Source organism: Streptomyces sp. NPDC055287 (assembly GCF_053646035.1).
The window spans coordinates 24958-49165 of record NZ_JBSHNE010000027.1 but is presented as its reverse complement, the minus strand read 5'-3'; the positions used below and the strand labels follow the sequence as shown (position 1 = coordinate 49165).

Sequence of the window (24208 nt, the reverse complement as noted above, 5' to 3'; positions counted from 1 at the left end):
CCTACGCCTTGGGGCGGCCCATCGCCCGGTACGTCCAGCCCGCCTCGCGCCACAGCTCCGGGTCCAGCGCGTTGCGTCCGTCCAGGATCAGCCGCTCCGAAGCCACCTCGCCCAGCGCCGCCGGGTCCAGCTCCCGGAACTCGCGCCACTCCGTCAGGTGCAGCACCACATCCGCGCCGCGCACCGCGTCGACGGCGGTGGGCGCGTAGCCCAGCGTCGGGAAGAGACGCTGCGCGTTCTCCATGCCCTTCGGGTCGTAGACCGTGACCTGGCCGCCCTGGAGGTGGATCTGCCCGGCGACATTGAGCGCCGGCGAGTCCCGTACGTCGTCCGAGTCCGGCTTGAACGTCGCACCCAGCACCGCGACCCGCTTCCCCAGGAAGCCGCCGCCGCCCACCGCTTCGCGCGCCAGCTCGACCATGTGGCCGCGCCGCCGCATGTTGATCGAGTCGACCTCGCGCAGGAAGGTGAGCGCCTGGTCGGCCCCCAGCTCGCCCGCACGCGCCATGAAAGCCCGGATGTCCTTCGGCAGGCACCCGCCGCCGAAGCCGATGCCCGCACGCAGGAACTTCCGGCCGATCCGCTCGTCGTACCCGATCGCCTCGGCCAGCTTCACGACGTCGCCGTCGGCCGCCTCGCACACCTCGGCCATGGCGTTGATGAACGAGATCTTCGTCGCCAGGAACGAGTTCGCGGACGTCTTCACCAGCTCCGCCGTCGGGAAGTCCGTCACCACGAACGGCGACCCGTCCCCGATCGGCCCGGCGTACACCTCGCGCAGCAGCTTCTCCGCGCGCTCGCTCTCCACGCCCGCCACGATCCGGTCGGGGTGCAGCGTGTCCTGTACGGCGAACCCCTCGCGCAGGAATTCCGGGTTCCACGCGAGCTCGGCGTCCGCCCCCACGGGCGCCAGCTCCGCGAGCGTCGCCGCGAGCCGCGCGGCGCTGCCGACCGGGACGGTCGACTTGCCGACGACGAGGGCGGGCCGCGTGAGCTGCGGCGCGAGCGAGGCGAAGGCGGATTCGACGTAACTCATGTCGCACGCGTACTCACCGTGCTTCTGCGGCGTGTTCACGCACACGAAGTGCACGTCGCCGAACGCGCCGATCTCCTCCCACGAGGTGGTGAAGCGCAGCCGCCCGCTGGAGCCCTCGATGCCCGCGACGTGCTTGCGCAGCAGCTCCTCGAGACCCGGTTCGTACATCGGGACCTTGCCGGCGGCCAGCATCTCGATCTTCTCGGGTACGACATCGAGGCCGAGGACCTCGAAGCCCAGCTCAGCCATGGCCGCGGCGTGGGTCGCGCCGAGGTACCCGGTGCCGATCACGGTGATCTTGAGGGCCATGTGGTGCTCCAGAGAGGTACGGGCAGACATTCGCCGACCGAGCATAGACCGGGCTGCCTGCGGGAACGTGTCTTCGTGTTCCCCCCTGTCGGCAAGCTCACGTATCCCTCCGGGCTGCCCGCCCCCTAAAATTGGGTTACTTAACGGTAGTTAGCATCTTTGGGGAGTGAGAGACCTTGGCAGGCTCGCCTGATTTCGACCTGTACCGCCCGTCCGAAGAGCACGACATGCTCCGTGACGCGGTCCGCTCGCTCGCCGAGGCGAAGATCGCGCCGTACGCCGCAGCGGTCGACGAGGAGGCCCGCTTCCCGCAGGAGGCGCTGGACGCCTTGGTCTCCAACGACCTTCAGGCCATCCACGTCCCCGAGGCGTACGGCGGCGCTGGCGCCGACGCGCTGGCCACCGTCATCGTCATCGAAGAGGTCGCGCGCGTCTGCGCCTCCTCCTCTCTGATCCCGGCGGTCAACAAGCTGGGCTCGCTCCCGGTCATCCTCTCCGGCAGCGAGGACCTCAAGAAGAAGTACATGACCCCGCTCGCCAAGGGCGAGGGCATGTTCTCGTACTGCCTCTCCGAGCCGGACGCGGGCTCGGACGCTGCGGGCATGAAGACCAAGGCGGTCCGCGACGGCGACTACTGGGTGCTCAACGGCGTGAAGCGCTGGATCACCAACGCCGGCGTCAGCGAGTACTACACGGTCATGGCCGTCACCGACCCGACCAAGCGCTCGAAGGGCATCAGCGCCTTCGTCGTCGAGAAGTCCGACGAGGGCGTCTCCTTCGGCGCGCCGGAGAAGAAGCTCGGCATCAAGGGCTCGCCGACCCGCGAGGTCTACCTCGACAACGTCCGCATCCCCGCCGACCGCATGATCGGCGAGGAGGGCACCGGCTTCGCCACGGCGATGAAGACCCTGGACCACACCCGCATCACGATCGCGGCCCAGGCCCTCGGCATCGCCCAGGGAGCCCTCGACTACGCCAAGGGCTACGTCCAGGAGCGCAAGCAGTTCGGCAAGCCGATCGGCGACTTCCAGGGCGTCCAGTTCATGCTCGCCGACATGGCCATGAAGCTGGAGGCCGCCCGCCAGCTGACGTACGCGGCCGCCGCCAAGTCCGAGCGCCTCGACGCCGACCTGACGTTCTTCGGCGCCGCGGCCAAGTGCTACGCCTCCGACGCCGCCATGGAGATCACCACGGACGCGGTCCAGCTCCTCGGCGGCTACGGCTACACCCGTGACTACCCGGTCGAGCGCATGATGCGCGACGCGAAGATCACGCAGATTTATGAGGGCACGAACCAGGTCCAGCGGATCGTCATGGCGCGCAACCTGCCGTAGTCCGCGACTGCAGCGGTCAGTGCAGGTCAGAGGCACCCTTCGGGGTGCCTCTGTCAGTTCTCGGAACGTCCGCGGCCGTCCGCCGGCAGGGGCCGCTTCGCCATCGTCGTCCACGACGCGATTCCGAAGCCGTACGCCTGGTCGATCTGCTCATGGGGCGACATCACCGGCCAGCCGGTGAACCAGCGGACTTCGCGGCGTACCGAGAGGCCGCCGTTGTCCGGTGCGACCAGGGCGATGGCGCAGGCTGTCGACCCCGCCGGCGAGTCGTCGAGCAGGATGCGGCAGCCGGCGTCGGAGGGAGCGGTGACGTTCACGGTCGCGCCCAGGCGCCGGAAGTCGGCGGCGCCCTCGTAGATGTAGACGAAGAACAGCAGCCGCCGGAAAGCCGCGCGGTGCTCCAGGCTCACCCGCAGCGTCTCGCCGTCCGAGGACTCCCCCGTCCGGTCGTCGTGATCGAGGGCGACGTACGGCGGCGAGGTGAGCGAGCCGTAGTCGTCGCCCAGGGCCTGTACCACCGTCGCCGAGCCGTCCGTGAACGACACCAGGCAGCACAGGTTCAAGTCCGCGCCGACGCCCGGCAGCCAGTTGAGATTGGCCTGCAGTACACCCCGCCCGGAGATCCTCGCCTGCGGAGCGGCCCTGGTCAGCAGGTGAGGCGGTGAGTCGGTGCCGGCCCGGGGCCGCGCATCTCGCAGCCGGATCACTCCACGCGGGCGGTCGTCGGCGCTCATGAGCCCCCCAGTTCGGCACGTTCCATCGGGTTACGTGGGTCAGGATTGTATGCCTGGCGTGAGAGGTGTGGGGTACGCTCTGCGCCCACGGCAGCACGTTGCGTGGTGGTGCCGTGAGGGGGCAGGGCGCTTCGTTGTCGCTGGGGAGCGAGAAGCGCGAGGTGGGAAGCCCCCGCGTTTCTCTCATGGGGGTGGGCATGCCCGTAGGGGCTTTGGCGGACCGTCATACGGTCTCCCAGCAGATCAAGAAGCTTGCGGGTGAGCCGGGGCTCGTTCCCAGACGAGCTGAACTCGCCGCGCTCGCCGACGCCTTGGGCGCGAAGGAGACGACCGGGCTGGACCCGTGGGCGGACCTGGATCTGCTCCACGCCTACGCCAGACCGGAGAGCGTCGGCCCGGTCGCCGGTGCCGGCGAAGAACACAAGGCGTGGTCCTGGCTGGAGGCGGTGCTCGGTGCGCTGGTCTTCGTACCGCTGATGCTGACCTGGTACGGGCTGACGCAGGCGTCCAGCGCCTACGAGGCGCTGATCGGAGCCGACCCCAAGGCCGCGGCCCGGCCGTTCCTCCAGTTGTGGCAGTCCGGCTTCGAAGGGCACCTGACCGGTGCCTTCACCTTCGGCCATGTCGCGATGGGCGCGACCGTCGCGATCGCGTTGTTGTTCGCGCTCGTGCTGGTGCACGGCTTCCGCCGGTCCGCCGTCACACGCCGCGAGGAGCACGCCCAGCGTGAGGCGGACCGGCTGATGCGTCGCCTCGTGCCGGTGCTGACCCAGGCTCAACTCGTACTGAACGTGCACCGCATGGCCTCGCCTCAGCGGTTCGCCGCCGAACTCACCGGCGCCGCAGCCACTCTCAACCGGCTCGGCACCCGGTCGGCCAAGGCGCAGCAGGATCTGTCCGCGGCGGCCGCTGTCGTGGGAGACGCCGTTCAGGGGGCCGAACGGCGTCTCGCCGGCATCGACACTTCCGTACGGCCGCTGGAAGACGCGGCGGGGCGCATCGAGGAGGCTGTGCGGGGCAGCGGCAAGGAGATCGAGGCCGCGGTGAGCGGCAATGGTGTCATGGTGCGCAAGGCGCTGGAGGACGTGCGCGGCACCAGCGGTGAGGTGCGTGATGTGCTCGGCCTGGCCGGTGACCGGGTCGAGGACTCGGTCACGGCTCTCGCCGCGTCGCAGCGCTCGTTCACCACTGGCATCGAGGTGGCCTCCGATGTGACCGCCCAGGTGCTGGCGCGCCTCGGCGACGTGAGCGAGGAATCCGCCCGGGGCGCCGCGGAGTCGCAGGCGGTCGTGCGTCAACTGGCCGAGCAGTCCGGATCGTTGCGGGAGCTGGCGGAGCGGTTCGCCGATCTCGTGGACGCTCTGCGGGAGCTGCCGCTGCCGACGGCAGAGCCGGCCGGTGTGGCGCTGGAGAAGTTCCCGGCGGATGCTGTGCCGTCCCTGGCCGACAGGCGATGAGGGCGCCGCGGTTCAATCCGCTCCATCTGGCGGGCTGGCTCTTCGCGGACATGCTGCTGGTGCTCGCTCTGGTGGCGATGGGCGACGAGGGCGATCCCCTGGCGGCCGAGGCCGCCGTGAAGCCTTCCGCCTCGTCCTCCGCGCCGAAGCCGTCAAAGCCTCCGAAGCACACAGGCCCCCGAGCCGTGACGAAGAAGCCCGTGAAGGTGTCCATCGAGGCGGCTTCCGGCGACAGGCGGCGCATCGAGCAGCGCCTGCGCGCGGTGACCGCCGCGTACAAGGACCGCCAGGCGGCGTTCGTCCTCACGTTCGGGCGCCACCCGGACCCGGGCCCGGGAGGCGACTACGCCCACGAGGTCAACTCCCTCTTGAAGAAGGCGCGTCCGGAGATGTTCAAGGGCGCCACCACGCGCGACTTCTGGAAGGGCGGGGCCTCCGGGCACGCCGACATCGAAATTTACTTCTACACCTACTGACCGGACCACCGGAGGTACGAGACCGTGCAGATCCTTCCGTTCTACCTGCTCTGCGACGAGTCGGGCTCGATGTCCGGCGACCCGATCGAGGCGATCAACGAGGCGCTGCCCGAGCTGCACCACGAGATCAGCACCAATCCGACGGTCGCCGACAAGACGCGGTTCTGTCTCATCGGTTTCTCCAGCAGTGCCAATGTGCTGCAGCCGCTCGTGGACCTGAGCGACATCGAGGAGGTTCCGGCACTGGCGGCGGGAGGCCTCACGTCGTACGGCGACGTGTTCCGTACGCTGCTGCGGTGCATCGAGGCGGATGTGGCAGCGCTCAAGGCCCAGGGGCACGAGGTCTACCGCCCGGTCGCCTTTTTCCTCTCCGACGGGATCCCCACCGACGACGGGTGGGAGCAGGCGCACAAGGAACTGACCCAGTCCCGCTTCTGCCCGAAGATCATCGCCTTCGGCATCGGTGACGCGGAAGCGGCGACGATCGGCCAGGTCGCCAACTTCCGTGCGTTCATCCAGCAGGAGGCCAACGTGTCACCGGCACAGGCGCTGCGCGAATTCGCCTCGAGCCTGACCCGTTCCATCGTGCGGTCCGCGAGCAGCATCGCCGCCGACGGCGGCTCCGGCTTCTCCCTGGCCGTGGACGAGACGGTGCCCGGCTTCTCGACCGTTTCCCTCGACAAGCTCTGAGGGCGACGATGCAGCAGGAGAGGGCGGACTGGGCCGGGGCCTCCGAGCACGGCGACCCGTTGAGCGCGACCTGGAGGTCGGTCGAGTCGGTCGTGTCACCGCCCGGGGCACCCGTACTCGACCCGCTCGACCTCGAACAGGCCCCCGGCTCGGAGCCCGGGCCGGCCCGGCCGCCGCGGCCGCCGGTGCTGGAGGCCCCGTGGCACAGCGGGAACAAGCCGCCCATGTATCCGCCGGTGCCGCAAGGGCTGCCGGCTGCCGGCGCGGACCTGGAGGCCGCGGTCCTGCCGGACATCGTCGTGGACGGTGCGGCGTACGGTCCGCTGACCGTACGAGCGGTGTCGGTCCGCGGTGACTCCCACCGGTATCTGGGCGAACCCCGGCAGGACGCCCTGTGCGTGACCCGGATCGGCGGCCCCGAGACGGGCGAGATGCTCCTCCTCGCGGTGGCGGACGGTGTCGGGTCCGCACGCCGCTCGCACATCGGATCCAACGAGGTGTGCCGCCTGGCGGCCGCCTACCTGGACCGTGTGGCGGGGAGCCTGCTCGCCGTGCTGGAGGCCGGTGACGGAACGGGCTTCGCGGAACTGGCCGACGGCGTGGTCGGCCAGATCGCCGCGCTGCTCACGGACCGGGCGGTACGCGCCGGACAGGACCCCGGAGCGTACGCCACGACGCTGCGGGCCCTGCTGGTCCCGCTCGACCCCGCCGTACGCACCCGTGGATTCCTCGCCGTCGGGGACGGCGGTACGTCTCTGCTCCGTGAAGGTGCGTGGCAGCTGGACATCACCGGCGAGGAGGACGAGGGCTCCGGGATGATCGACACCCGTACCGCCGCTCTCCCGTTCGCCCGCACCGCGGTGACACGGCTGATCGGACCCGCCCGGCCCGGCGACGTCTTCGTGCTCTGCACCGACGGGCTCTCGACGCCCCTGGCGGGGGAGCCGGAGATGCGCGCGTTCCTCGGCGCGGCATGGGGGAGCGGCGTGGTCCCCGGCCCCGCGGACTTCCTCTGGCAGGCGCAGTACCGGGTCAAGTCGTACGACGACGACCGGACCGCGGTCGTCCTGTGGGAAGGCACCGCGTGAGCGTCCACGACGGCGTCGACATGCCGTACGCCTCCCTGAAGCTGCTCGCCAAGGTCGGCGACGGCGGTCAGGGAGAGGTGCACGCGGTCGGTGGCCCCGGCAGGCTGCTCTACAAGAGCTACCGGGAGCCGCACAAGGTCGACGGCGCCGCCCTGGGGGCCCTGGTCGCCCTGCGTCAGGGGCTGGCGCCGGCCGACCGCGACCGGCTCGACCGCGAGACGGCGTGGCCGCTGTGCCGGGTCACGGACGGTGGCCGGGTCACGGGCTTCCTCATGCACAGAGCACCCGACGTGATGAGCTGGCAGACCTCCAAGGGGGGCAGCAAGCTGGTCGAGCTGACCTACCTGCTGCACCAGCCGAAGGCCGCCTGGCAGTCCGTCCCGCAGCCCTCCCCGGCGGAGCGGTACACGCTGGCCGTGGTGCTGGTGGAGCTGTTCCAGTGGCTGCACGCGATGGGCCTGGTGATCGGCGACGTGTCGCACGCCAACGTGCTGTGGACCCTGCGTCCCGCCCCCGCGGCGTACCTGCTCGACTGCGACGGCGTGCGGCTCGCGGGGCAGCGGCCGGTGCTCGACCAGGCGGACACCCCCGACTGGCACGATCCACTGGCCCCGCCGGGGACGGTTTCCGTCGACAGCGACCGCTACAAGGCCGCGCTGATGATCGGCCGGGTTCTCACCCAGGACGCCTACGCGACTCCGGGCAGGCCGCTGAAACCGGTGCCGGGCGTGCTGGACGAGCGGCGGGAGGCGGCGGTACTGCGACTCTGGGGACAGGCGGGCGGAGCGTGCGGCGCACGTCCCGACCTGGGGCAGTGGCGCACCGCGCTGGCCGGCCGCGACACGATCAAGCTGATCGCGGCAAGACCGGTTCCCCGTCCCGCTGTCGACCGGTCGAAGTTCGACGGGGACCGGCAGCGGGGCACGATCAGCCTGCGGGACTGAGCACGGAACTGAGCACGGAGCCGAACGCCGGGCCGGGCGCGAGGCAGAAGAAGGGGCCCGGACGGTGATCCGTCCGGGCCCCTGCGTCACGACCGCTAGTTGCCGGTGACCGTGACCTTCTCGTCGTTCTTGAGCTGCTCCACGAGCTGTGCGACCTTCGCCTTGTCCCAGACCAGGTTGCCGCCGCTGCTGCCCGAGATCGGGATGTTCATCGACTTGCCCTCGCCACCCGTGACGCCCTTCATCGCGAAGAACATCTGGCTCAGCGACCACAGGCTCATGTCCTTGTCGACGATGAGCGTGTCGAGGCCGGCGCCCATCGTCGGGTAGAGCTTGAAGGGGTTGAGCATCGTGCCCGGCGTCGCCGTCTGGCTCGCCAGGGCCGCCAGGAACTTCTGCTGGTTCTTCGTACGGTCCAGGTCGCTGCCCGCGAACGCGTACCGCGTGCGGACGAAGGCCAGCGACTGCTCGCCGTTGAGGGTCTGCTTGCCCGCCTGGAAGTCGGCGCCCGACTTCTTGTCCTTGAACGCCTTCGGGATGTCCATCTCCACCCCGCCGATCGCGTCCACGATGTTGGCGAAGCCTGCGAAGCCGATCTCGACGTAATGGTCGATGCGCAGCTTGGTGTTGTGCTCGACGGTACGGACCAGCAGCTCGGGGCCGTCCTCGGCGTACGCTGCATTCAGCTTCACGCGCCGGCCCTGGCCCGGGAACTTCTTGCCGGACTCCGACCCGACGAACGACGGGATCTCCACGTCGGAGTCGCGCGGCAGCGAGATCAGGGTGGGGCCGTTGGAACCGTCGTGCAGGATCATCATCGAGTCGGTCCGCTTGCCCTCGGCCGACCCGGTGTGCAGCTTCTTCTTGTCGTCGGCGCTCATGCCCTCGCGGCTGTCGGAGCCGACGATCAGGTAATTGGTGCCGTCACCGGCCTCCGGCCGCTCGATGACCTTCGACAGGTCGACCTCGCGCTTGAGCTTGCCGTCCGCCCAGAAGTACGTGCCGATGGAGACGGCGAGGAGCACGACGACCAGCGTCAGCGATCCCAGCTTGATGCGGCGTCTCCAGTCCGGCGCCGCGCCGACGCGCGGCGCGCGGGGCGGCCGGCCGCCACCGCCGCCGTAGACCTGGCCGGTGTTGTATCCGTCACCGTGGGAGCCCTGGCCGTAACCGTCGTCGTAACCCTGCGGCTGCGACGGCACCGGGCGGTGCACGGGCGGCACAGGGGCGGCCGGCGGCGGGACCTGGCCGCGCTGGACATGCCTCATCACGCGCGCGCCCTCGGGCTGCGCGCCGCCGCTGCCGCGTCCGCGCGGGTCGCTGCGGTCGTTCCATCCGTCCGGCCAGTCGCTCATGCGGACCAGTGTGCAGGCTGGGGGTGGGCCGCTTACAGGGCGGGTGGGAAATCGCAGCAGGGCTGTTGCAGAGCTGATGCAATGCGCCCCGCGCATAAGGTGGAGGGCATGACAGATCAGCCCCAGCACCCGGAAGACGACATTCCGGGCAAGCCCACCGCCGCCTCCCGCACCACGCTCAGCCACATCATGACGGGCAGTGACACCAACCTCCTCGGCACGGTGCACGGCGGCGTGATCATGAAGCTGGTGGACGACGCGGCGGGCGCCGTCGCCGGCCGCCACTCGGGCGGGCCGGCCGTCACCGCCTCCATGGACGAGATGGTCTTCCTGGAGCCGGTGCGCGTGGGGGACCTGGTCCATGTGAAGGCCCAGGTCAACTGGACGGGCCGGTCCTCGATGGAGGTCGGCGTACGGGTCCTGGCCGAGCGCTGGAACGAGTCGACCCCGGCCACCCAGGTCGGCAGCGCCTACCTCGTCTTCGCCGCCGTGGACGCGGACGGCAAGCCCCGCCGCGTACCGCCCGTCGTACCCGAGACGGAACGCGACCGCCGCCGCTACCAGGAGGCCCAGATCCGGCGCACGCACCGCCTCGCGCGCCGCCGCGCGATCAAGGAACTGCGGGACAAGCGCGCTGCCGAGGGCCTGGACACGGAGATCTGACGCGGCCCGTTACGGGCAGACGACCTGGTCGCCGGTGACCGCGCCGAACTCACCTTGGTACGGATCGTCCGCCCGTACCGTCCGCACGCCCTTGAAGTCCGTACCCGCCATCACCTTCAGCAGCGCGCCCTGCCCCTCGACCTCCCGCAGCTCGCACCCGGGCAGCGCCGCCCGGAGCGACTTCGCGGAACGGTCCCAGCGGGGGTCGTACGTGACGAGCGTGCGCCGCACATCGTTGCGGTCGGCGTCCTCGGGGGCGCGGGTGGTCTTGAAGCCGGTGGAGCGAAGCCCGTCGTCCACGCGCTTGCCCAGGCCGCGGATCAGCGTCCCGTTGTAGACCTGCACGGCGATCTGCTGCGGCGCCACCTCGACGGTCGTCGCGGTCTTCTTGGGGCGCGGCGGCGCGAGCGGCTTGTCGTCGCGCAGGTTCTGGAAGAGCTTCCTGGACTTCGTCTCGTCCCACTTGACGGTCGAACCGATGCCCTCGACGGGCGCGTTGACCCCGGAGATCGGTACGGACGTGAACTCCGACGACGCGGGCGTGAAGCCCCGCATCGCCTGCCCCAGGGCGAGCATCTCCTCCGTACCGAAACCCTTGTCCGCCCGTACGGAGCCGAGCAGGGTGGACGTCACCTGCCGGAACTTCACCGGGTTCAGCAGGACGCCGCCGGTGGTGGCCTTGGCGATGAAGGCGGCGAGGAAGCGCTGCTGGCGCTGCATGCGGCCGAAGTCGGCGGCGCCGTCGATGTGACGGGAACGGACGTACTGCAGGGCCCGGCCGCCGTTCAGCTGATGGGTGCCGACGGGCAGGTCGAGACCGGTGTAGTTGTCCTTCAGCGGGCGGACCGTGCAGACCTCGACGCCGCCGACCACGTCGACGGTCTTCATGAAGCTGGTGAAGTCGACCTCCAGGTAGTGGTCGATCTTCACCTTCGTCATGTGCTCCACGGTCCGTACCGTGAGCCCGGGACCGCCCTCGGCGTACGCCGCGTTGATCTTCGCCGGGTGTGCGTTGTGGTGCTTCCCCGTGGACTGGTCGGTGTGCTCGGGCACCTCCGCGTAGCTGTCGCGCGGCAGGCTCACGATGCTCGCGCGCCCCTTGTCGGCGGAGAGGTGCACCATCATGATCGTGTCGGTGCAGTGGCACGGTTCGCCGCCGAGCCGGTACTTCCGCTTCTCCTCCGGCGTGATCTTGTCGCGGCCGTCGGTGCCGACGAGCAGGATGTTCGTGCCGTGGCCGGCCGCGGGCCGGTTCTTCATGTCCTTGAACGGGTCGACCCGTTCAATGCCGGTCTCCATCCCGGAGACCACCGCGTGACCGATGCCACCCGCGCACAGCACAAGGACCGAGATCGTGGTGAACAGGCGCATCGACCACTGCGGGCGCTCGTCCTGCCTCCGGCTGCGGCCCTTCTGCGGACGGGGCGACTTGGGCACGTGGGAAACCTCCGCGAGGGCAAGGGGGGATCACCAGCAACGTAGGCCCATACGATCAACACCCCGGGCAGCGACGCGGCCGCCCGCACCCCGTGTCCCCCATTCGCGGTAACGTACCCCCGATATGAACGCCACACCCGCAGTCTCCGTGATCATGCCGGTCCTCAACGAGGAGCGGCATCTGCGCAACTCGGTCCGCCACATCCTGGAGCAGGAGTACGACGGCGAGATGGAGGTGGTGATCGCGATCGGCCCGTCCTCGGACCGGACCGAGGAGATCGCCGCCGAGCTGGTACGCGAGGACCCCCGCGTCCGCACCGTCCCGAACCCCACGGGCCGTACCCCCGCAGCGCTGAACGCCGCCATCAAGGCCTCCCGGCACCCCGTCGTGGTGCGGGTCGACGGCCACGGGATGCTCTCGCCCGACTACATCGCGACCGCCGTCCGCCTCCTGGAGGAGACCGGCGCGCAGAACGTCGGCGGCATCATGCACGCCGAGGGCGAGAACGCCTGGGAGGACGCGGTCGCGGCCGCGATGACCTCCAGGATCGGCGTCGGCAACGCGGCCTTCCACACGGGCGGCGAGGCCGCGCCGGCGGAGACCGTGTATCTGGGTGTCTTCCGCCGAGAGGCCCTCGAACAGCAGGGCGGCTACAACGAGGAGTTCATCCGCGCCCAGGACTGGGAGCTGAACTTCCGGATCCGCGAGGCGGGCGGCCTGATCTGGTTCTCGCCCGAGCTCCGTGTCCAGTACCGCCCGAGGCCCTCCGTCAAGGCCCTCGCCAAGCAGTACAAGGAGTACGGCCGCTGGCGTCACGTCGTGGCCCGCTACCACGCGGGTTCCATCAACCTCCGCTACCTCGCGCCGCCGGCCGCAGTCTGCGCGATAGCCGCGGGCATCGTCGTCGGGGCCGCGCTCACGCCGTGGGGCTTCGTGGTTCCGGCCGGGTACCTGGCCGCGATCGTGGCCGGCTCCGTTCCGGCCGGCAGGGGCCTTTCGCTGAAGGCCCGGGCGCAAATCCCGGTCGCCCTGGCCACCATGCACATGTCGTGGGGTTTCGGCTTTCTGACGAGCCCGCGCTCACTCGCGAGAAAGGTCATCGCGAGCCGCCGTCCGGCGATCCGGACCACGACGGTCTAAATGCAATTGCAGTCATGATCGAGTTCTCGCCAATTCGTGTAAAGTTCCACCGTCCAACAGCCCTGGGACGCATGAGAACTGCACGAATTGGGGAGAAAAATGAACATCCGGAACAAGGTTACCGCCGGCGCGGTATCGGTGGCAGCGCTCGGCCTTGGCCTGATAGGCGCCTCGCCCGCGTCCGCCGACGGCGCGGGCTCGTGCGACACGTACTCCGCCTGCCTGTACTTCAACTCCAACCTCAGCGGACCGAAGTTCGGTGAGGGTCGGGGCAACACCCAGTACATCTTTAATTACACGGGTTACTTCAGCAATGGATACACCGTCAAGAACAACGCGGCATCCGTGAGAAATGGTGACAACAACTACACGCTGCGGGTTTACTACAACTCGAACTACGGCGGCCCCAGCCAGGCGTTCCGCCCCCTCGCTTCGGGTAACTTCAACTCGACGCTGAAGAACAACAACGCGTCGCAGTGTTTCGACTACTACGCTGTCTGCCCGGTCAACTAGTTTTGAGAAACAGATAGCGGTGCTCCTCGCTCGTCCGCGAGGAGCACCGCTACGTTTCTGCGTACAAAGAGGGAAACCCCTGTGCGTACGGTCAGCCGCAGTTGTGCGGGGGTGCGGCCTGCCCGAAGAACATCTGCGTGTCACCGGGCGTGTCCATGATGAGCATCTCGCTCACGCAGGAGCCGGGTGCCTTGATCCGTACGGGACCCGCGTAGCTGCTGAACGCGCCGTGGTCCTCGTCGAACGTGCCGTCGTCCTCCTTGTAGATGGAGAACGACATCTGGGTCGGCGTGCCGACGTAGACGGACTTCACGAACACGGAACAGTTGTAGGTGCCGTCGTAGTAGCTGTACACGGTTCCGATCTTGCCCGTGTAGCCGTTTCGGTTCGCGTAGACGGACTTCGAGTAGACAAGGTTGCCGGCGCATCCGTAACCGGCGGCCGCGGCGGGTGCCGCCGTGGCGACCGGCGCGACGACGCCGATCCCGATCAGTACGGCAGCGACGGCCAAGAATCGGGTGAACGTGAACTTGCGCATGAAATTACCTTTGTTCAGGGGTGGTCGGGTCAGCCGCAGTGGAACCAACCGGGGCGAGCCGGCGGCTGAACCTGTGCTTCTGCATGGGTGTTCGCCCGGTTCGGTGAGGTCAGCAGACGGTGGAGGTGGATCCGCCGGTGCCGTTCAGGTAGCCCGTGGCGTGCGTGCAGTACGCGGTGGTGTCGGCCGCCGGGCCCCAGAGTTCGGATCTGGTGGTGTTGCTCAGCACGGCCCTGCCGTAGTCGGTGCCGGAGTCCGAGTGATTGACGATTCTGACGACGAGGTCCCAGTTGCTGTGCGTGTTCCGGTACTGCGTCCACACATAGATGTAGGCGTAGTTGTAGCCACAGCCGGCGTACTGCTTGACCGAGGCGGCGTCCACGCCGCCGATCTGGATCACGCGGGTGCTGCCGATCTGGCCCACGTTGCTGCAGCCGGCGGGGGTGCTGGCGGCGGCGGAAGGGGCGTTGACGAGGCCGAGACCCGCTATCGCGGTGAGCGCGCCGAGGGTCGAGGCGATCTTCTTGCCAAGGTTCACGGAAGAACTCCAAGTTAAGAGCAGATAAAGCTCGTTGAAGTTATTCGAGTGATCCACTTCGCGCAAAGGTTCGAGAAGGGTGACCTGTGTCACTTGAGCTTGTGAGCAACCCCCCTGCATGAAAGGGGAGTTGCTGACGCAAAGCGGTGTCCCCCCGCTCATTCCTTCCAGGTGAAGCCGGGCTGCACCTTCATGCATGCTCCGGCGTCGTCACCGTTCAGCGCACGGGCGGACTTGAGGGTCTCTTCCTTGTCCTTGCCTTCGTCCGCCGCGGACTTGGGGTACGTGCTTCCCGTACGCCAGTCCGCGCCCACGACCAGCGTCACGCCCGAGACGTCGGTGGACTTCTTCGCCGCGCTCAGGGGCAGGCCCAGGGCCTTGGCGACCGCCTGGGCGTCGCCCTCCAGGTCGGTGCTCGGGAAGTAGACCGTGGTCCGCTCCAGCGGGTTGCGCTGTGTGTCGGCCCTGGCCTGCGTGAAGCCCTTCTCCGTGAGTACGCCCGCGATCGCGGTGGCGCGGCCCGAGGCCGCCCCGAGAGTGTCCGTATAGGTGCCGTTCTGCACCATCACGCCGATCTCCGCATCCGGCGCGGCCGGGTCCTCGGACGCCTTCGGCTTCTGCTTCTTCGAGGCCTTGCCGTCCAGCGGGGTGTCCTCGCGGACCATCTTGAAGAGCAGGTCGGCCTCGCCCGGCTTGGGGAGGACCCTGGCGCCCGAGGGCACGGACGGCATGGTGGTCATCGTGATGCGGCTCGTCGGGACCTGCTTGAGTTCCTCGCCGAGGTCGTACAGCTTCTTGACGGTGTCGAGATCCTCGTCGACGGTGAGCGCGCGCGTGGCCGCCTCGGCGAGCTTGCGCAGCTTGTTCGGGTCGCTGAGCTTGGTGTTCTTCTTGAGCTGGCGGACCATCGAGTTCATGTACATGTGCTGGGCGTGCGTACGGGCGAGGTCGGTGCCGTCCTCGAAGCCGTAGCGGGTGCGAAGCCACTGGAGAGCCTGCTCACCCTTGATGGAGGTGGTGCCCTCCCTGAGCTCCAGGCCGGAGCCCTCGCCCTTGCTGTTGCGTGAGCGGACGTTGTCCGTGACGCAGACCGGGACGCCCCCGATGGCGTCCGCCATGGAGACCACACCCGAGAAGTCGATCATCATGAAGTGGTCGATGGTGATGCCGGTCAGCTTGTACCAGGTGGCGACCGTGCAGCCCGGACCGCCGCGTCCGAGACTCTCGTTGGTCATGCGCAGATTCGTGGTCTCCGAGTAGACCTCGGCGGTTTCGGGGTCCGTGCACTTGGGCATCTTCAGCAGCGTGTCGCGCGGCATGCTGATCACCGAGATGTTGCTGCGGTCGGCGGAGACGTGGAGCAGCATCTGTACGTCGGCGAGCGGCGGGCCGTCGAACGTGTTCTTGGCGCCGCCGAGCCGCTTGTTCGCGTCGGAGTTACGCGCGTCCGAGCCGATGAGCAGAATGTTCAGCGGCGTCTGCCCCGCCGCGTTGACCTTGTGATCGGCCATCGGCTTGTCGCCGAGGTTGAGTTCTTCCTTCTTCAGGATGCTGTTGAGGTGGCGGTAGTAGAGATATCCGGCGCCGGCCGTGCCAAGTATCAGCAGGGACAGTACGGCGGACACCCAGCGCAGTACGCGCCGTTTGCCACGTCTTCCGCGCCGGGGCGCACCGCCGCGCCGCCGGGGCGGCCCGGCGCCTTCGGATGCCGGGCGGGCCGACGCCGGAATCGCACTGTCCGCGGTCCCGGCTCCCTCCGGCCCGCTGCCCTCCCAGCCGCGTTCGCCCGTGTCGCGGACGCCCCCTCGCGTCCCCTCCCCACGCACGCTGTTCTGCCCCACCCCTGGCCCCCCTGTCGTTCAGGCGCGCCGCATCCTCGGGCGGCCCGGTATCACTTGGCGCAGACCTTCTTGTCTGCTTCGACCTTCTCCACCTCGGGCGCCTTCGCGGGACCCGAGATGGGCACCCCTTCCCCCTTGAAGTCGGCGCCGAGGGTCAGGACCATCGCCTGCAGTTCGTCGGCGTCCTTGGTGCCCTTCTTCAGCGCCGAAGCGGGCAGGCCCATCAGGTCGGCGAGCTTGCGCGCCTGGTCTGCCTGGTTGGGTGCGTACTCCAGAGTAGTCTTCGTGATCTTCTCCGGAGCGTTGCTCTTGTTCGTGGACTTGAGCACGCCCTTCTGCACCTGCAGCCAGTTGAGGGTCTTCTGCGCGGCCCCGCTGGTGTCGCTGCCGTTGTACACGTCGACGCGCACCTCGGAGGCTTCGGCCCTCGGCCCCTTGAGCAGAGCGGCCTGCTTGCTCTTTGCGGCCTTCTCCTTCTTCTTCACGTCGGTGAAGGAGACGTCGTTCTGGATCGCGCTGAAGACCTGCGGGGCTTTGACGGGGTCGACGACCACGGTCGCCTTGACCGTCTCGGCGGGATTGTCGACGACGGGCAGCGTCATGAACGTGATGTTCTTGAGGTTGATCCGGCCCAGTTCCTCGGCGAGTCCCTTGAGCTTCGGGATGTCACCGATCTCCCTGTTCACGGTCAGCGCCTTGGTGGCGGCGTCCGCGAGCGCGAGCATCCGCTTGGGGTTGCCGAGCGTCTCTTCCTTCATCTTGCGGATCATCGACGCGATGAACTGCTGCTGCATCTTGATCCGGTCGAGGTCGCTCTCGTTGCCGAGGCCGTGCCGGTTGCGGAGGAACGCGAGCGCTTCCTCGCCCTGGATCGTGTGGTCCCCCGCCGCCAGATCGAGTTTGGAGTAGTCGTCGTCCTTGATGGGCTTGGTCAGGCAGACGTCCACGCCGTCGATCGCGGTGGTCAGCGTCTTGACGGCGTTGAAGTCGGCCATCATGAAGTGGTGGATCGGGAGGCCGGTGATCTCCTTGACCGTGCGCATGGTGCAGCCCGGGTCACGGCCCGCCACGCCGAAGCTCTCGTTGAACTTCGTGTACGCCTTACCGGGGATGATCTTTTCCGAACCGTCCGGCAGCTTGGTGGGACAATCGGGGATGTCGGTCTTCAGGTCGCGGGGGATGCTCAGAGCCGTCGCGTTCGTACGGTCCGCCGAGACGTGGAAGAGGAACGTCGTGTCGGCGTGGCCCGTGGTGTTCTCCCGGTCGCCGTAGCCCTCGTTGCCCTTGCCCGTGCGCTTGTCGGTGCCGATGATCAGGATGTTCATCGGCCCGTCGCTCAGGGAGCCGCCGTTGGCCGCGTCGCCCACGTCGACCGAGTTGATGTTCCCGTTCAGGCGGTCGTAGACGAGGTACGCGCCGACCGAGACGCCGACCAGCACGAAGCCCATGACGCCGCCGGTCCACAGCAGCGCCTTCTTCTTGCCGGACTTCTTCGCCTTGCGCTTGCGCCGGCCGGCCTGCGGGTCGGGCCCGCCGGGGCCCTTGCCGTCGGAGCCGTTCGCGGCCCGTCGGCTGCGCTGGACCGGAACCTGCCGTCGCGGAGCGGGGGTTGCTTCCCGGACGGTGCTTCTTCTGGACCGGGAGCTCCGCGGCGAGGGTACGGGCGACTGCCCAGCGGATTGGTCCAGTCGCAATTCGTAATCACCGGTGGCCGGGTTGAGCACCCACTGGTCTGCGGGGTCGATTTCTTCCGCCCGCCCACGGTTTTGCGCATCCACGGTTGCTTGAGTCCTCCGTCGGGTGCCACACGAGGCGCCTCCCCCAGGCCCTCTGGCGTTCTTTCCAGCAGTGCGACCTCAGGGCCGGAAGCACCGGATCGCGTCACACTATCTGCCCAGTTCAGCGTGGGGCGACGTCCGTGACAAATTCCACTCCCCTTACAACTGGGCAATACGCCCAATCCGTGTCTGTTGATTGGGCGACCTTGGCCATGGCTTTACTCGCACTTGTCGGTGGCGGCATTGCTGCCGGTGAAAGTCGGCGTCGGAGTCGGGCTCGGTGAACCCGCGTCGTCCGGCTTCTCGACGGCCTGGGATTTGTCTTCCTTATCCGGCTTCTCGGTTCCCGCCGGTACGACCGAGACCGGCTTGTCCTCGCGCAGCTGCTTGAACAGGCGGCTCGCGTCCGGCTCGACGAGCTGGTCACGGTTCGGGTCCTGCGCGTACGGCTGCCGGGGCACCGTCATGAATTGCACCTGCTCGGTGGGGATGTTCCGCATGCCGCGCACCAGGTTGTACAGGTCCTTGAGCGAGTCGAGCCCCGGATCGGTGGTCAGGGCCTTCGTCGCCGCGTCGAGCACCGGGTAGAGCCTGGTCGGATTGAGCAGTACGCCGTTGCTCTGCACCTTGTTCACCAGCGCCCCGAGGAACCGCTGCTGGCGCTCCATGCGTTCGGTGTCGCTGCCGTCGCCGACGGTCTTGCGGGCGCGTACGTAGCCGAGGGCCTGCTCGCCGTTCAGCTTCTGGCGGCCCTTGGGCAGCCGCAGGAGGGCGTCGTCGTCCTCGATCGGCTCCTTGAGGCAGATCTCGACGCCGTTCACCGCGTCGACCATCCCTTTGAAGCCGGCGAAGTCGACGACCATGTGGTGGTCCACCCGGACGCCGGTGAGCCGCTCGACCGTACGGATGGTGCACGCCGTACCGCCGAGCTCGAACGCCGAGTTGAACTGGGTGAATTGCTTGTTCGTACGCTTGCCGTCGGCCTTGCGGCAGCTGGGGACGTTCGCCATCAGGTCGCGCGGCAGCGAGACGGCCGTGGCGCTCTTACGGTCCCCGGCCAGGTGCAGCAGGATGGTCGTGTCGGAGCGCTGGGTGCCCTTGTCGGGGCCGTACTTGCGATTGCCCTTGCCGGAACGGGTGTCGGAGCCGATGAGCAGGATGTTCCGGGCGTCCAGCGCGATGGCTGTGGGGCGCTCCTTCTCGTACTTTTCCAGCTCCTCGGCGGCGGTGGTGTCCGTGGTGATGTTGCTGTCGAGTTTCCGGTAGAGCCACCCGCCGACGCCGGCCGCGAGGAGGAGGACGAGGGAGGCTCCGAGCGCGGTCCAACGGAGCCAGTGCCGCTTGTCGTTGTCGTTGGCGTCGGTGTCCGAGCCGGCGTCGGCAGCGCCGTCCCCGCTCCCGCCCGTACTCCCGCCCGCGTCCTCCGTGGCCCGGTCCTTCGCCTCGTCCTCCTCGGCCGGGGTGTCCGGTCCGGAGGGCGTGCCAGCACTGTCGGTCACGTCTGCGTCCATCCTTCACGGAGTCGGCGGCGCGCTGGGCCGCCGGTCGCAGGGGTAGACGGCTGAACCTCGCGCTTGGTTGTGCGGTGCGTACCGCCGATCATCCACCGGAGTCCGGCGCTCCCGCCGCAGGGCTCGGCAGCCGGTGGGCCGGACGGGTGGCAGTCAGGGCGCTTGTAGTACCGCCGTGTTGGTGACCCGCTCGCTCGCGATCCGCTGGGCGAGACCGTCCTCGGAGAGCTGACCGGCATTCCGGCACAGCACCACGGAGCCGCCGACGGCGAGCGGCGCGAAGAGCCCTGCGGACAGCCCCTCCCAGGTGTCGTACGCCGAACCCGACAGCAGCCGCGCCCCGGGGCCGAGCCCCAGGGTCCGCGCGTCCGCGCGCGCCCGGTCGACGAGCTGGGCGCCGGTGAGCTCCGTGGCGCCGACCCGCAGCGCCGGCGCGTCCGGATCGACGGGTGCGTACGGCGCGAAGCGGTCACCCTGCCCGGGTACCTCGACGGCGTAGTCCGCGAACCCGGCGGGCGGCTGCGGGAAGCGGCCCCCCAGTGGGCGCAGGGCGAGCGCCACGCGCTCCCCGCCGCAGGCCCGCGCCTCCTCCAGCGTGTCGGGGCCGCTGACCACCAGATCGGCGTCGGCCGGGTCGCCGCCGACGTCCGCGACCACGCCGACGGAGGAACAGGCGAGCAGCCAGACGGCGGTCTGCCAGTGCGCGGGCAGCAGCAGCGCGAGCCGGTCGCCGGGGGCGGCGGCGAGGTCGCCCTGCAGCAGATTGGCGGTCTTGGCCACCCAATTGGCGAAGGTGGCGACGGACAGTTCCACGCGCTCGCCGGTGGCGTCGTCGTAGAAGGTGACCAGGGGCTGGGCCGGGTCCGCGGCGAGCGCGGATCGCAGCAGGTCGGCGGGGGTGCGATCGGTGGCGTTCACCCGCGCAAGAGTACGCCGCGCCTCCGTGCGGGGGCCGGGCTGCCCCGGTGCGGGAGGGCCGCGCGTACACCGGTTCGGCCGACGAGCCGTCAATTCCCCAATGGACATATTTGTCTACTTATGTCCAAGATCTGCTCCATGCGTGCATTCCTTGCTTCCGCGATCGGAGTCGCGTGCACCGCCGCTCTGGTCCTGCCCACCGCCGCCGTCGCCGCTCCGGTCCCCGCTGCCCGCGCCGCTCCGGCCCCCGCTGCCCCCGCCAGTACGGCATCTGGGGGCTCCACCCAGTCGTTGCCACTCGTGCCACTCGTGCCGGTCGACCCCTGGAACGACCGGGCCGCCGGCGCCGCTCCGCAGGGCCTGACGGAGCGTGACGCCAGGCCGTTCTCGCTGGTCGGGGTCGTCTGGGACGACGCCGAGGCCGAACTCCACGGCACGGTCCAGGTCCGTACCCGCTCCACAGGGACGGGTGTCTGGTCGGGATGGCAGTACCTCGAGACGCACAATCACGAGCACGCCGCCGACTCCGGAACGGCGGAGCGCGAGACGGGGAAGGTCCGCGGTTCGACCGCGCCCCTGTGGGTCGGCGCGAGCGACGGCGTGGAGGTACGAGTACGGCCGGAGGATGCCGCCACCGTACGCGGTGCCACCCCCGCCGAACTCCCGTCCGGCCTGCGCCTCGAACTGGTGGACCCCGGCGACGATCCCCCCGCGGGCACCGCCGTCACCGTCACCAGCGCCGAAGCGGCCGACGACAACGCCGACGACACCGCGGCCCAGGCCGCGGCCGCCGACGACGCGGACAACCCCCGCACCACCGTCCTCACCGCCGAGGACGCCGCGGCCTCGGCGGTCAACGCCGACCTCGCGCCGCTCGGCGCCATCGAAGTACCGGCCCTGAGCAAGGCGGAGACGGAGGACCAGACCTTCGTACTGGGCGGAAAGCCCCGTATCGGACCCCGTCCGCGCATCGTCACCCGCAAGGGCTGGGGAGCGAACGAGCAGCTCCGCGAGCGCAACTTCGTCTACACCAGCCGCGTCAAGGCGGCCTTCGTGCACCACAGCGCGACCGGGAACAACTACAGCTGCTCACAGGCCGGCTCAGTCCTGCGCAGTATCTACCGCTACCACGTCAAGAGCAGTGGCTGGCGTGACTTCGGCTACAACTTCGCCGTCGACAAGTGCGGAAACATCTACGAAGGCCGGGCAGGGGGTGTGGCCAAGCCCGTCATGGGGGCGCACACTCTCGGTTTCAACAGCAACAGCACAGGCATCGCCGTCCTCGGTACGTACAGCACAGCCAACCCACCCGCCGCGGTAGTCAACGCAGTTGCCCGCCTCACCGCCTGGAAGCTCGGTCTGTACGGCGCCGACCCGCGCGCGACGACCACGCTCAAGTCCGGTGGGGGCAACCGCTTCAAGAAGGGCACCATCGCCAAGCTCAACGTCATTTCCGGCCATCGGGACGGATACGCCACCGAGTGTCCGGGAGGCCGCCTCTACAGCAAGCTCGACGAGGCCCGGGACGCCTCGGCCCGCCTTCAGGGCCGTTGACGGGGCGGCCGGGGTATATCGAACGGTCTGCATACACTGGCCTGCCCGTACCCCGGCCGGCCCCAGCAGGAAGCAGAGACGACAAGGTGACTGAAGCGATCCTCCTGGTCGGCGGCAAGGGCACCCGGCTGCGCCCGCTCACCGTGCACACACCGAAGCCGATGGTCCCGGCGGCGGGCGTGCCCTTCCTCACCCATCAGCTGGCCCGCGCGAGGGCCGCCGGAGTCGAACACATCGTCCTCGCGACGTCGTACCTCGCCGAAGTCTTCGAACCGCACTTCGGCGACGGCTCCGCGCTCGGTCTGCACCTGGAGTACGTCACCGAGGAAGAGCCCCTCGGCACCGGCGGCGCGATCCGCAACGTGGCCTCGCGCCTGCACTCGGGCCCCGACGACCCGGTGCTCATCTTCAACGGAGACATCCTCACCGGCCTCGACATCGGCGCCCTCGTCGCCACGCACACCACATCGGGCGCGGACGTCTCCCTGCACCTCACCCGGGTCGAGGACCCCAGAGCCTTCGGCCTGGTGCCCACCGATCCCACGGGCCGCGTGACAGCCTTCCTGGAAAAGCCCCAGACCCCCGAGGAGATCGTCACCGACCAGATCAACGCGGGTGCGTACGTCTTCCGCCGATCGGTCATAGACACGATTCCCTCGGGCCGCCCCGTCTCGGTGGAACGCGAGACCTTCCCCGACCTGCTCTCCTCCGGCGCGCATCTCCAGGGCATGGTCGATTCGACGTACTGGCTGGACCTGGGCACCCCACAGGCCTTCGTCCGCGGCTCGGCGGACCTGGTACTGGGCAGGGCCCCGTCTCCGGCTGTGCCGGGCCGCTGCGGCGACCGCCTGGTCCTGGCGACCGCGTCCGTCGCCACGGACGCGAAGCTGACCGGCGGCACCGTCGTGGGAGAGGGCGCCGTGGTCGCCGAGGGCGCCCGCGTCGACGGCAGCGCGCTCCTGCCCGGTTGTGTGATCGGCGCGGGCGCGGTGATCACCGACTCACTCATCGGCGCAGGCGCGAGGATCGGAGCCCGCACAGTGGTGTCCGGCGCGGTCGTCGGCGACGGCGCGACGGTGGGAGCGGACAACGAGCTGCGCGAGGGCGTACGGGTATGGTGCGGCGCCTCGCTCCCCGACGCCTCGATCCGCTTCTCGTCGGACCAGTAACGGGCTCGCACCCACCACGGCCGGGATACCCGTAGGCTCGAAGCCCACGCACCTCCCGACCCAAGGACCGCAATCGTGTCAGGCCGCTTCGCGCCCCGCCCCGTCACCCGCACCACGGTGCGGGGCGGCGGCACGACGGTCCCGCGCCAGACGGCCACGCCGTTGGCGGACCCGGTCGCCCGTACCCGGACCTGGACACCACCGGGACCGCTCGACCTCGGCCTGGTGCTCGGGCCGCTGCGCCGGGGCCCGGCCGACCCCGTGTTCCGTGCGACCCCCGACGGCGCCTTCTGGCGGACCTGCCGCACGCCGGCGGGCCCGGGCACCCTGCGGGTCGCCGCCCGCGACAGCGCGGTCGAGGCATCCGCCTGGGGCGAGGGCGCCGACTGGCTGCTGGACCAACTCCCGGCCCTGCTCGGCTCGTTGGACGACCCCTCCGCCTTCGTGCCGCGCCACCGCATCGTCGCCGAGACATGGCGCCGCCGCCCCGGACTGCGGCTGGGCCGCACCGGCCTGGTCCTCGAATCCCTGATCGCCTCCATCCTGGAACAGAAGGTCACCACGGACGAGGCGTACCGGGCGTGGCGCCTGCTGATCCGCAAGTACGGCGAACCGGCGCCGGGACCGGTGGACGGCCGTATGCACGTCATGCCCTCCGCGCGGACCTGGGCGCTCATCCCCTCGTGGGAGTGGCACCGCGCGGGCGTGGACAGCAAGCGCTCGGCGACGATCCTGCGGGCGGTACGGGTGGCGGGGCGCCTGGAGGAGGCGTCCACGATGCCCCTGGAACAGGCCTCGGCCCGCCTCCAGCTGATCCCGGGAATCGGCCCCTGGACGGCGGCGGAGACCCTGCAGCGCAGCAACGGGGCCGCCGACGCGGTCTCGGTCGGCGACTACCACCTGCCCAGTACGGTCGGCTACGCCCTGGCGGGCGACCGCCACGCGGACGACGACGTCATGCTCGAACTCCTGGCCCCGTACGCGGGTCAGCGCCACCGGGCGGCCCGCCTGATCCTCCTCTCAGGCCGCACCCCACCCCGCCGCGCTCCCCGAATGACCCCGGGCAACATCGCCGCGCTCTGACCCGTCAACCGCCGCGACGAGCCACCCCGCCCCACGCTTCACAGTGCCGGCAGGGGGCGTGCCAAGGCACTCCCGGCAGGGCGTCGAAACGCAATCACCCG

Annotated in this window: 22 protein-coding genes; 12 read left to right on the top strand and 10 right to left on the bottom strand. The window is 69.4% G+C overall.

Features of this window, described 5'->3' with window-relative positions:
* Position 1 precedes the first annotated feature (1 nt).
* Complete coding sequence (locus tag ACWIHY_RS29940) at positions 2-1345, bottom strand: UDP-glucose dehydrogenase family protein (protein WP_454379118.1); 1344 nt, start codon at positions 1343-1345, stop codon at positions 2-4.
* Between the two features lie 176 nt (positions 1346-1521).
* Between ACWIHY_RS29940 and ACWIHY_RS29935 the strand changes: the two genes are divergently transcribed.
* Positions 1522-2679, top strand: coding sequence for an acyl-CoA dehydrogenase family protein (locus ACWIHY_RS29935; RefSeq protein ID WP_454379057.1), 1158 nt, complete (start codon positions 1522-1524; stop codon positions 2677-2679).
* A gap of 53 nt (positions 2680-2732) precedes the next feature.
* Here ACWIHY_RS29935 and ACWIHY_RS29930 read toward each other — a convergent pair whose 3' ends face one another.
* Complete coding sequence (locus tag ACWIHY_RS29930; RefSeq protein ID WP_454379056.1) at positions 2733-3413, bottom strand: tellurium resistance protein; 681 nt, start codon at positions 3411-3413, stop codon at positions 2733-2735.
* Between the two features lie 197 nt (positions 3414-3610).
* On the opposite strand from ACWIHY_RS29930, the gene ACWIHY_RS29925 reads away from it, so the two are divergent.
* Genes ACWIHY_RS29925 through ACWIHY_RS29905 form a run of 5 tightly spaced genes read left to right on the top strand, consistent with a single transcriptional unit; the run spans position 3611 to position 8068 of the window.
* Entirely contained in the window at positions 3611-4870 is a 1260-nt protein-coding gene (locus tag ACWIHY_RS29925) for a hypothetical protein (protein ID WP_454379054.1), read from the top strand.
* Entirely contained in the window at positions 4867-5346 is a 480-nt protein-coding gene (locus ACWIHY_RS29920) for a hypothetical protein (protein WP_454379052.1), read from the top strand. Before ACWIHY_RS29925 ends, ACWIHY_RS29920 begins: the two co-directional genes overlap by 4 nt.
* A 24-nt stretch (positions 5347-5370) precedes the next feature.
* Entirely contained in the window at positions 5371-6036 is a 666-nt protein-coding gene (locus ACWIHY_RS29915; RefSeq protein ID WP_454379050.1) for a vWA domain-containing protein, read from the top strand.
* Positions 6037-6044: 8 nt separating this feature from the next.
* Positions 6045-7124: a protein phosphatase 2C domain-containing protein gene (locus tag ACWIHY_RS29910; RefSeq protein ID WP_454379049.1), complete on the top strand. Its 1080-nt coding sequence runs from the start codon at positions 6045-6047 to the stop codon at positions 7122-7124.
* Entirely contained in the window at positions 7121-8068 is a 948-nt protein-coding gene (locus ACWIHY_RS29905) for a hypothetical protein (protein ID WP_454379047.1), read from the top strand. Before ACWIHY_RS29910 ends, ACWIHY_RS29905 begins: the two co-directional genes overlap by 4 nt.
* Before the next feature lie 95 nt (positions 8069-8163).
* Here ACWIHY_RS29905 and ACWIHY_RS29900 read toward each other — a convergent pair whose 3' ends face one another.
* A complete protein-coding gene (locus tag ACWIHY_RS29900; protein ID WP_454379046.1) occupies positions 8164-9423 on the bottom strand; it encodes an LCP family protein in 1260 nt (419 codons plus the stop codon).
* A gap of 108 nt (positions 9424-9531) precedes the next feature.
* Between ACWIHY_RS29900 and ACWIHY_RS29895 the strand changes: the two genes are divergently transcribed.
* Positions 9532-10086 carry an acyl-CoA thioesterase gene (locus ACWIHY_RS29895; RefSeq protein WP_454379045.1) on the top strand — a complete coding sequence of 185 codons (555 nt, stop codon included), beginning with the start codon at positions 9532-9534 and terminating at the stop codon, positions 10084-10086.
* Positions 10087-10095: 9 nt separating this feature from the next.
* On the opposite strand, the gene ACWIHY_RS29890 is transcribed toward ACWIHY_RS29895, so the two are convergent.
* On the bottom strand, positions 10096-11523 hold the full coding sequence (locus ACWIHY_RS29890) for an LCP family protein (protein ID WP_454379043.1): 1428 nt from the start codon (positions 11521-11523) through the stop codon (positions 10096-10098).
* Positions 11524-11647: 124 nt separating this feature from the next.
* Between ACWIHY_RS29890 and ACWIHY_RS29885 the strand changes: the two genes are divergently transcribed.
* Positions 11648-12664 carry a glycosyltransferase family 2 protein gene (locus ACWIHY_RS29885; protein WP_454379041.1) on the top strand — a complete coding sequence of 339 codons (1017 nt, stop codon included), beginning with the start codon at positions 11648-11650 and terminating at the stop codon, positions 12662-12664.
* Between the two features lie 99 nt (positions 12665-12763).
* Positions 12764-13177, top strand: a complete 414-nt coding sequence (locus tag ACWIHY_RS29880) for a peptidase inhibitor family I36 protein (RefSeq protein WP_454379040.1) — start codon at positions 12764-12766, stop codon at positions 13175-13177.
* Between the two features lie 91 nt (positions 13178-13268).
* Here the strand turns inward: ACWIHY_RS29880 and ACWIHY_RS29875 are convergent, their stop codons facing one another.
* The 6 genes from ACWIHY_RS29875 to ACWIHY_RS29850 form a co-directional block, all read right to left on the bottom strand.
* The gene (locus ACWIHY_RS29875; RefSeq protein WP_454379038.1) at positions 13269-13715 is read right to left on the bottom strand and encodes a hypothetical protein; all 447 of its coding nucleotides are present in this window, start codon (positions 13713-13715) and stop codon (positions 13269-13271) included.
* A 109-nt stretch (positions 13716-13824) separates the two neighbouring features.
* Entirely contained in the window at positions 13825-14253 is a 429-nt protein-coding gene (locus tag ACWIHY_RS29870; RefSeq protein WP_454379036.1) for a hypothetical protein, read from the bottom strand.
* A 158-nt stretch (positions 14254-14411) separates the two neighbouring features.
* Positions 14412-16094 (bottom strand): LCP family protein, encoded by a 1683-nt coding sequence (locus tag ACWIHY_RS29865; RefSeq protein ID WP_454379034.1) that lies wholly within the window; start codon positions 16092-16094, stop codon positions 14412-14414.
* A 50-nt stretch (positions 16095-16144) separates the two neighbouring features.
* Positions 16145-17872 (bottom strand): LCP family protein, encoded by a 1728-nt coding sequence (locus tag ACWIHY_RS29860; RefSeq protein WP_454379032.1) that lies wholly within the window; start codon positions 17870-17872, stop codon positions 16145-16147.
* A gap of 218 nt (positions 17873-18090) precedes the next feature.
* Positions 18091-19371, bottom strand: coding sequence for an LCP family protein (locus tag ACWIHY_RS29855; RefSeq protein ID WP_454379030.1), 1281 nt, complete (start codon positions 19369-19371; stop codon positions 18091-18093).
* Positions 19372-19536: 165 nt separating this feature from the next.
* Positions 19537-20301: a TIGR03089 family protein gene (locus ACWIHY_RS29850; RefSeq protein WP_454379029.1), complete on the bottom strand. Its 765-nt coding sequence runs from the start codon at positions 20299-20301 to the stop codon at positions 19537-19539.
* A 138-nt stretch (positions 20302-20439) separates the two neighbouring features.
* Between ACWIHY_RS29850 and ACWIHY_RS29845 the strand changes: the two genes are divergently transcribed.
* The 3 genes from ACWIHY_RS29845 to ACWIHY_RS29835 all read left to right on the top strand — a co-directional run bounded on the left by ACWIHY_RS29845 (position 20440) and on the right by ACWIHY_RS29835 (position 24107).
* A complete protein-coding gene (locus ACWIHY_RS29845; protein ID WP_454379027.1) occupies positions 20440-21855 on the top strand; it encodes a peptidoglycan recognition protein family protein in 1416 nt (471 codons plus the stop codon).
* Between the two features lie 86 nt (positions 21856-21941).
* Complete coding sequence (locus tag ACWIHY_RS29840) at positions 21942-23024, top strand: sugar phosphate nucleotidyltransferase (RefSeq protein WP_454379025.1); 1083 nt, start codon at positions 21942-21944, stop codon at positions 23022-23024.
* Between the two features lie 75 nt (positions 23025-23099).
* Complete coding sequence (locus ACWIHY_RS29835; RefSeq protein ID WP_454379023.1) at positions 23100-24107, top strand: DNA-3-methyladenine glycosylase family protein; 1008 nt, start codon at positions 23100-23102, stop codon at positions 24105-24107.
* Positions 24108-24208 lie beyond the last annotated feature (101 nt).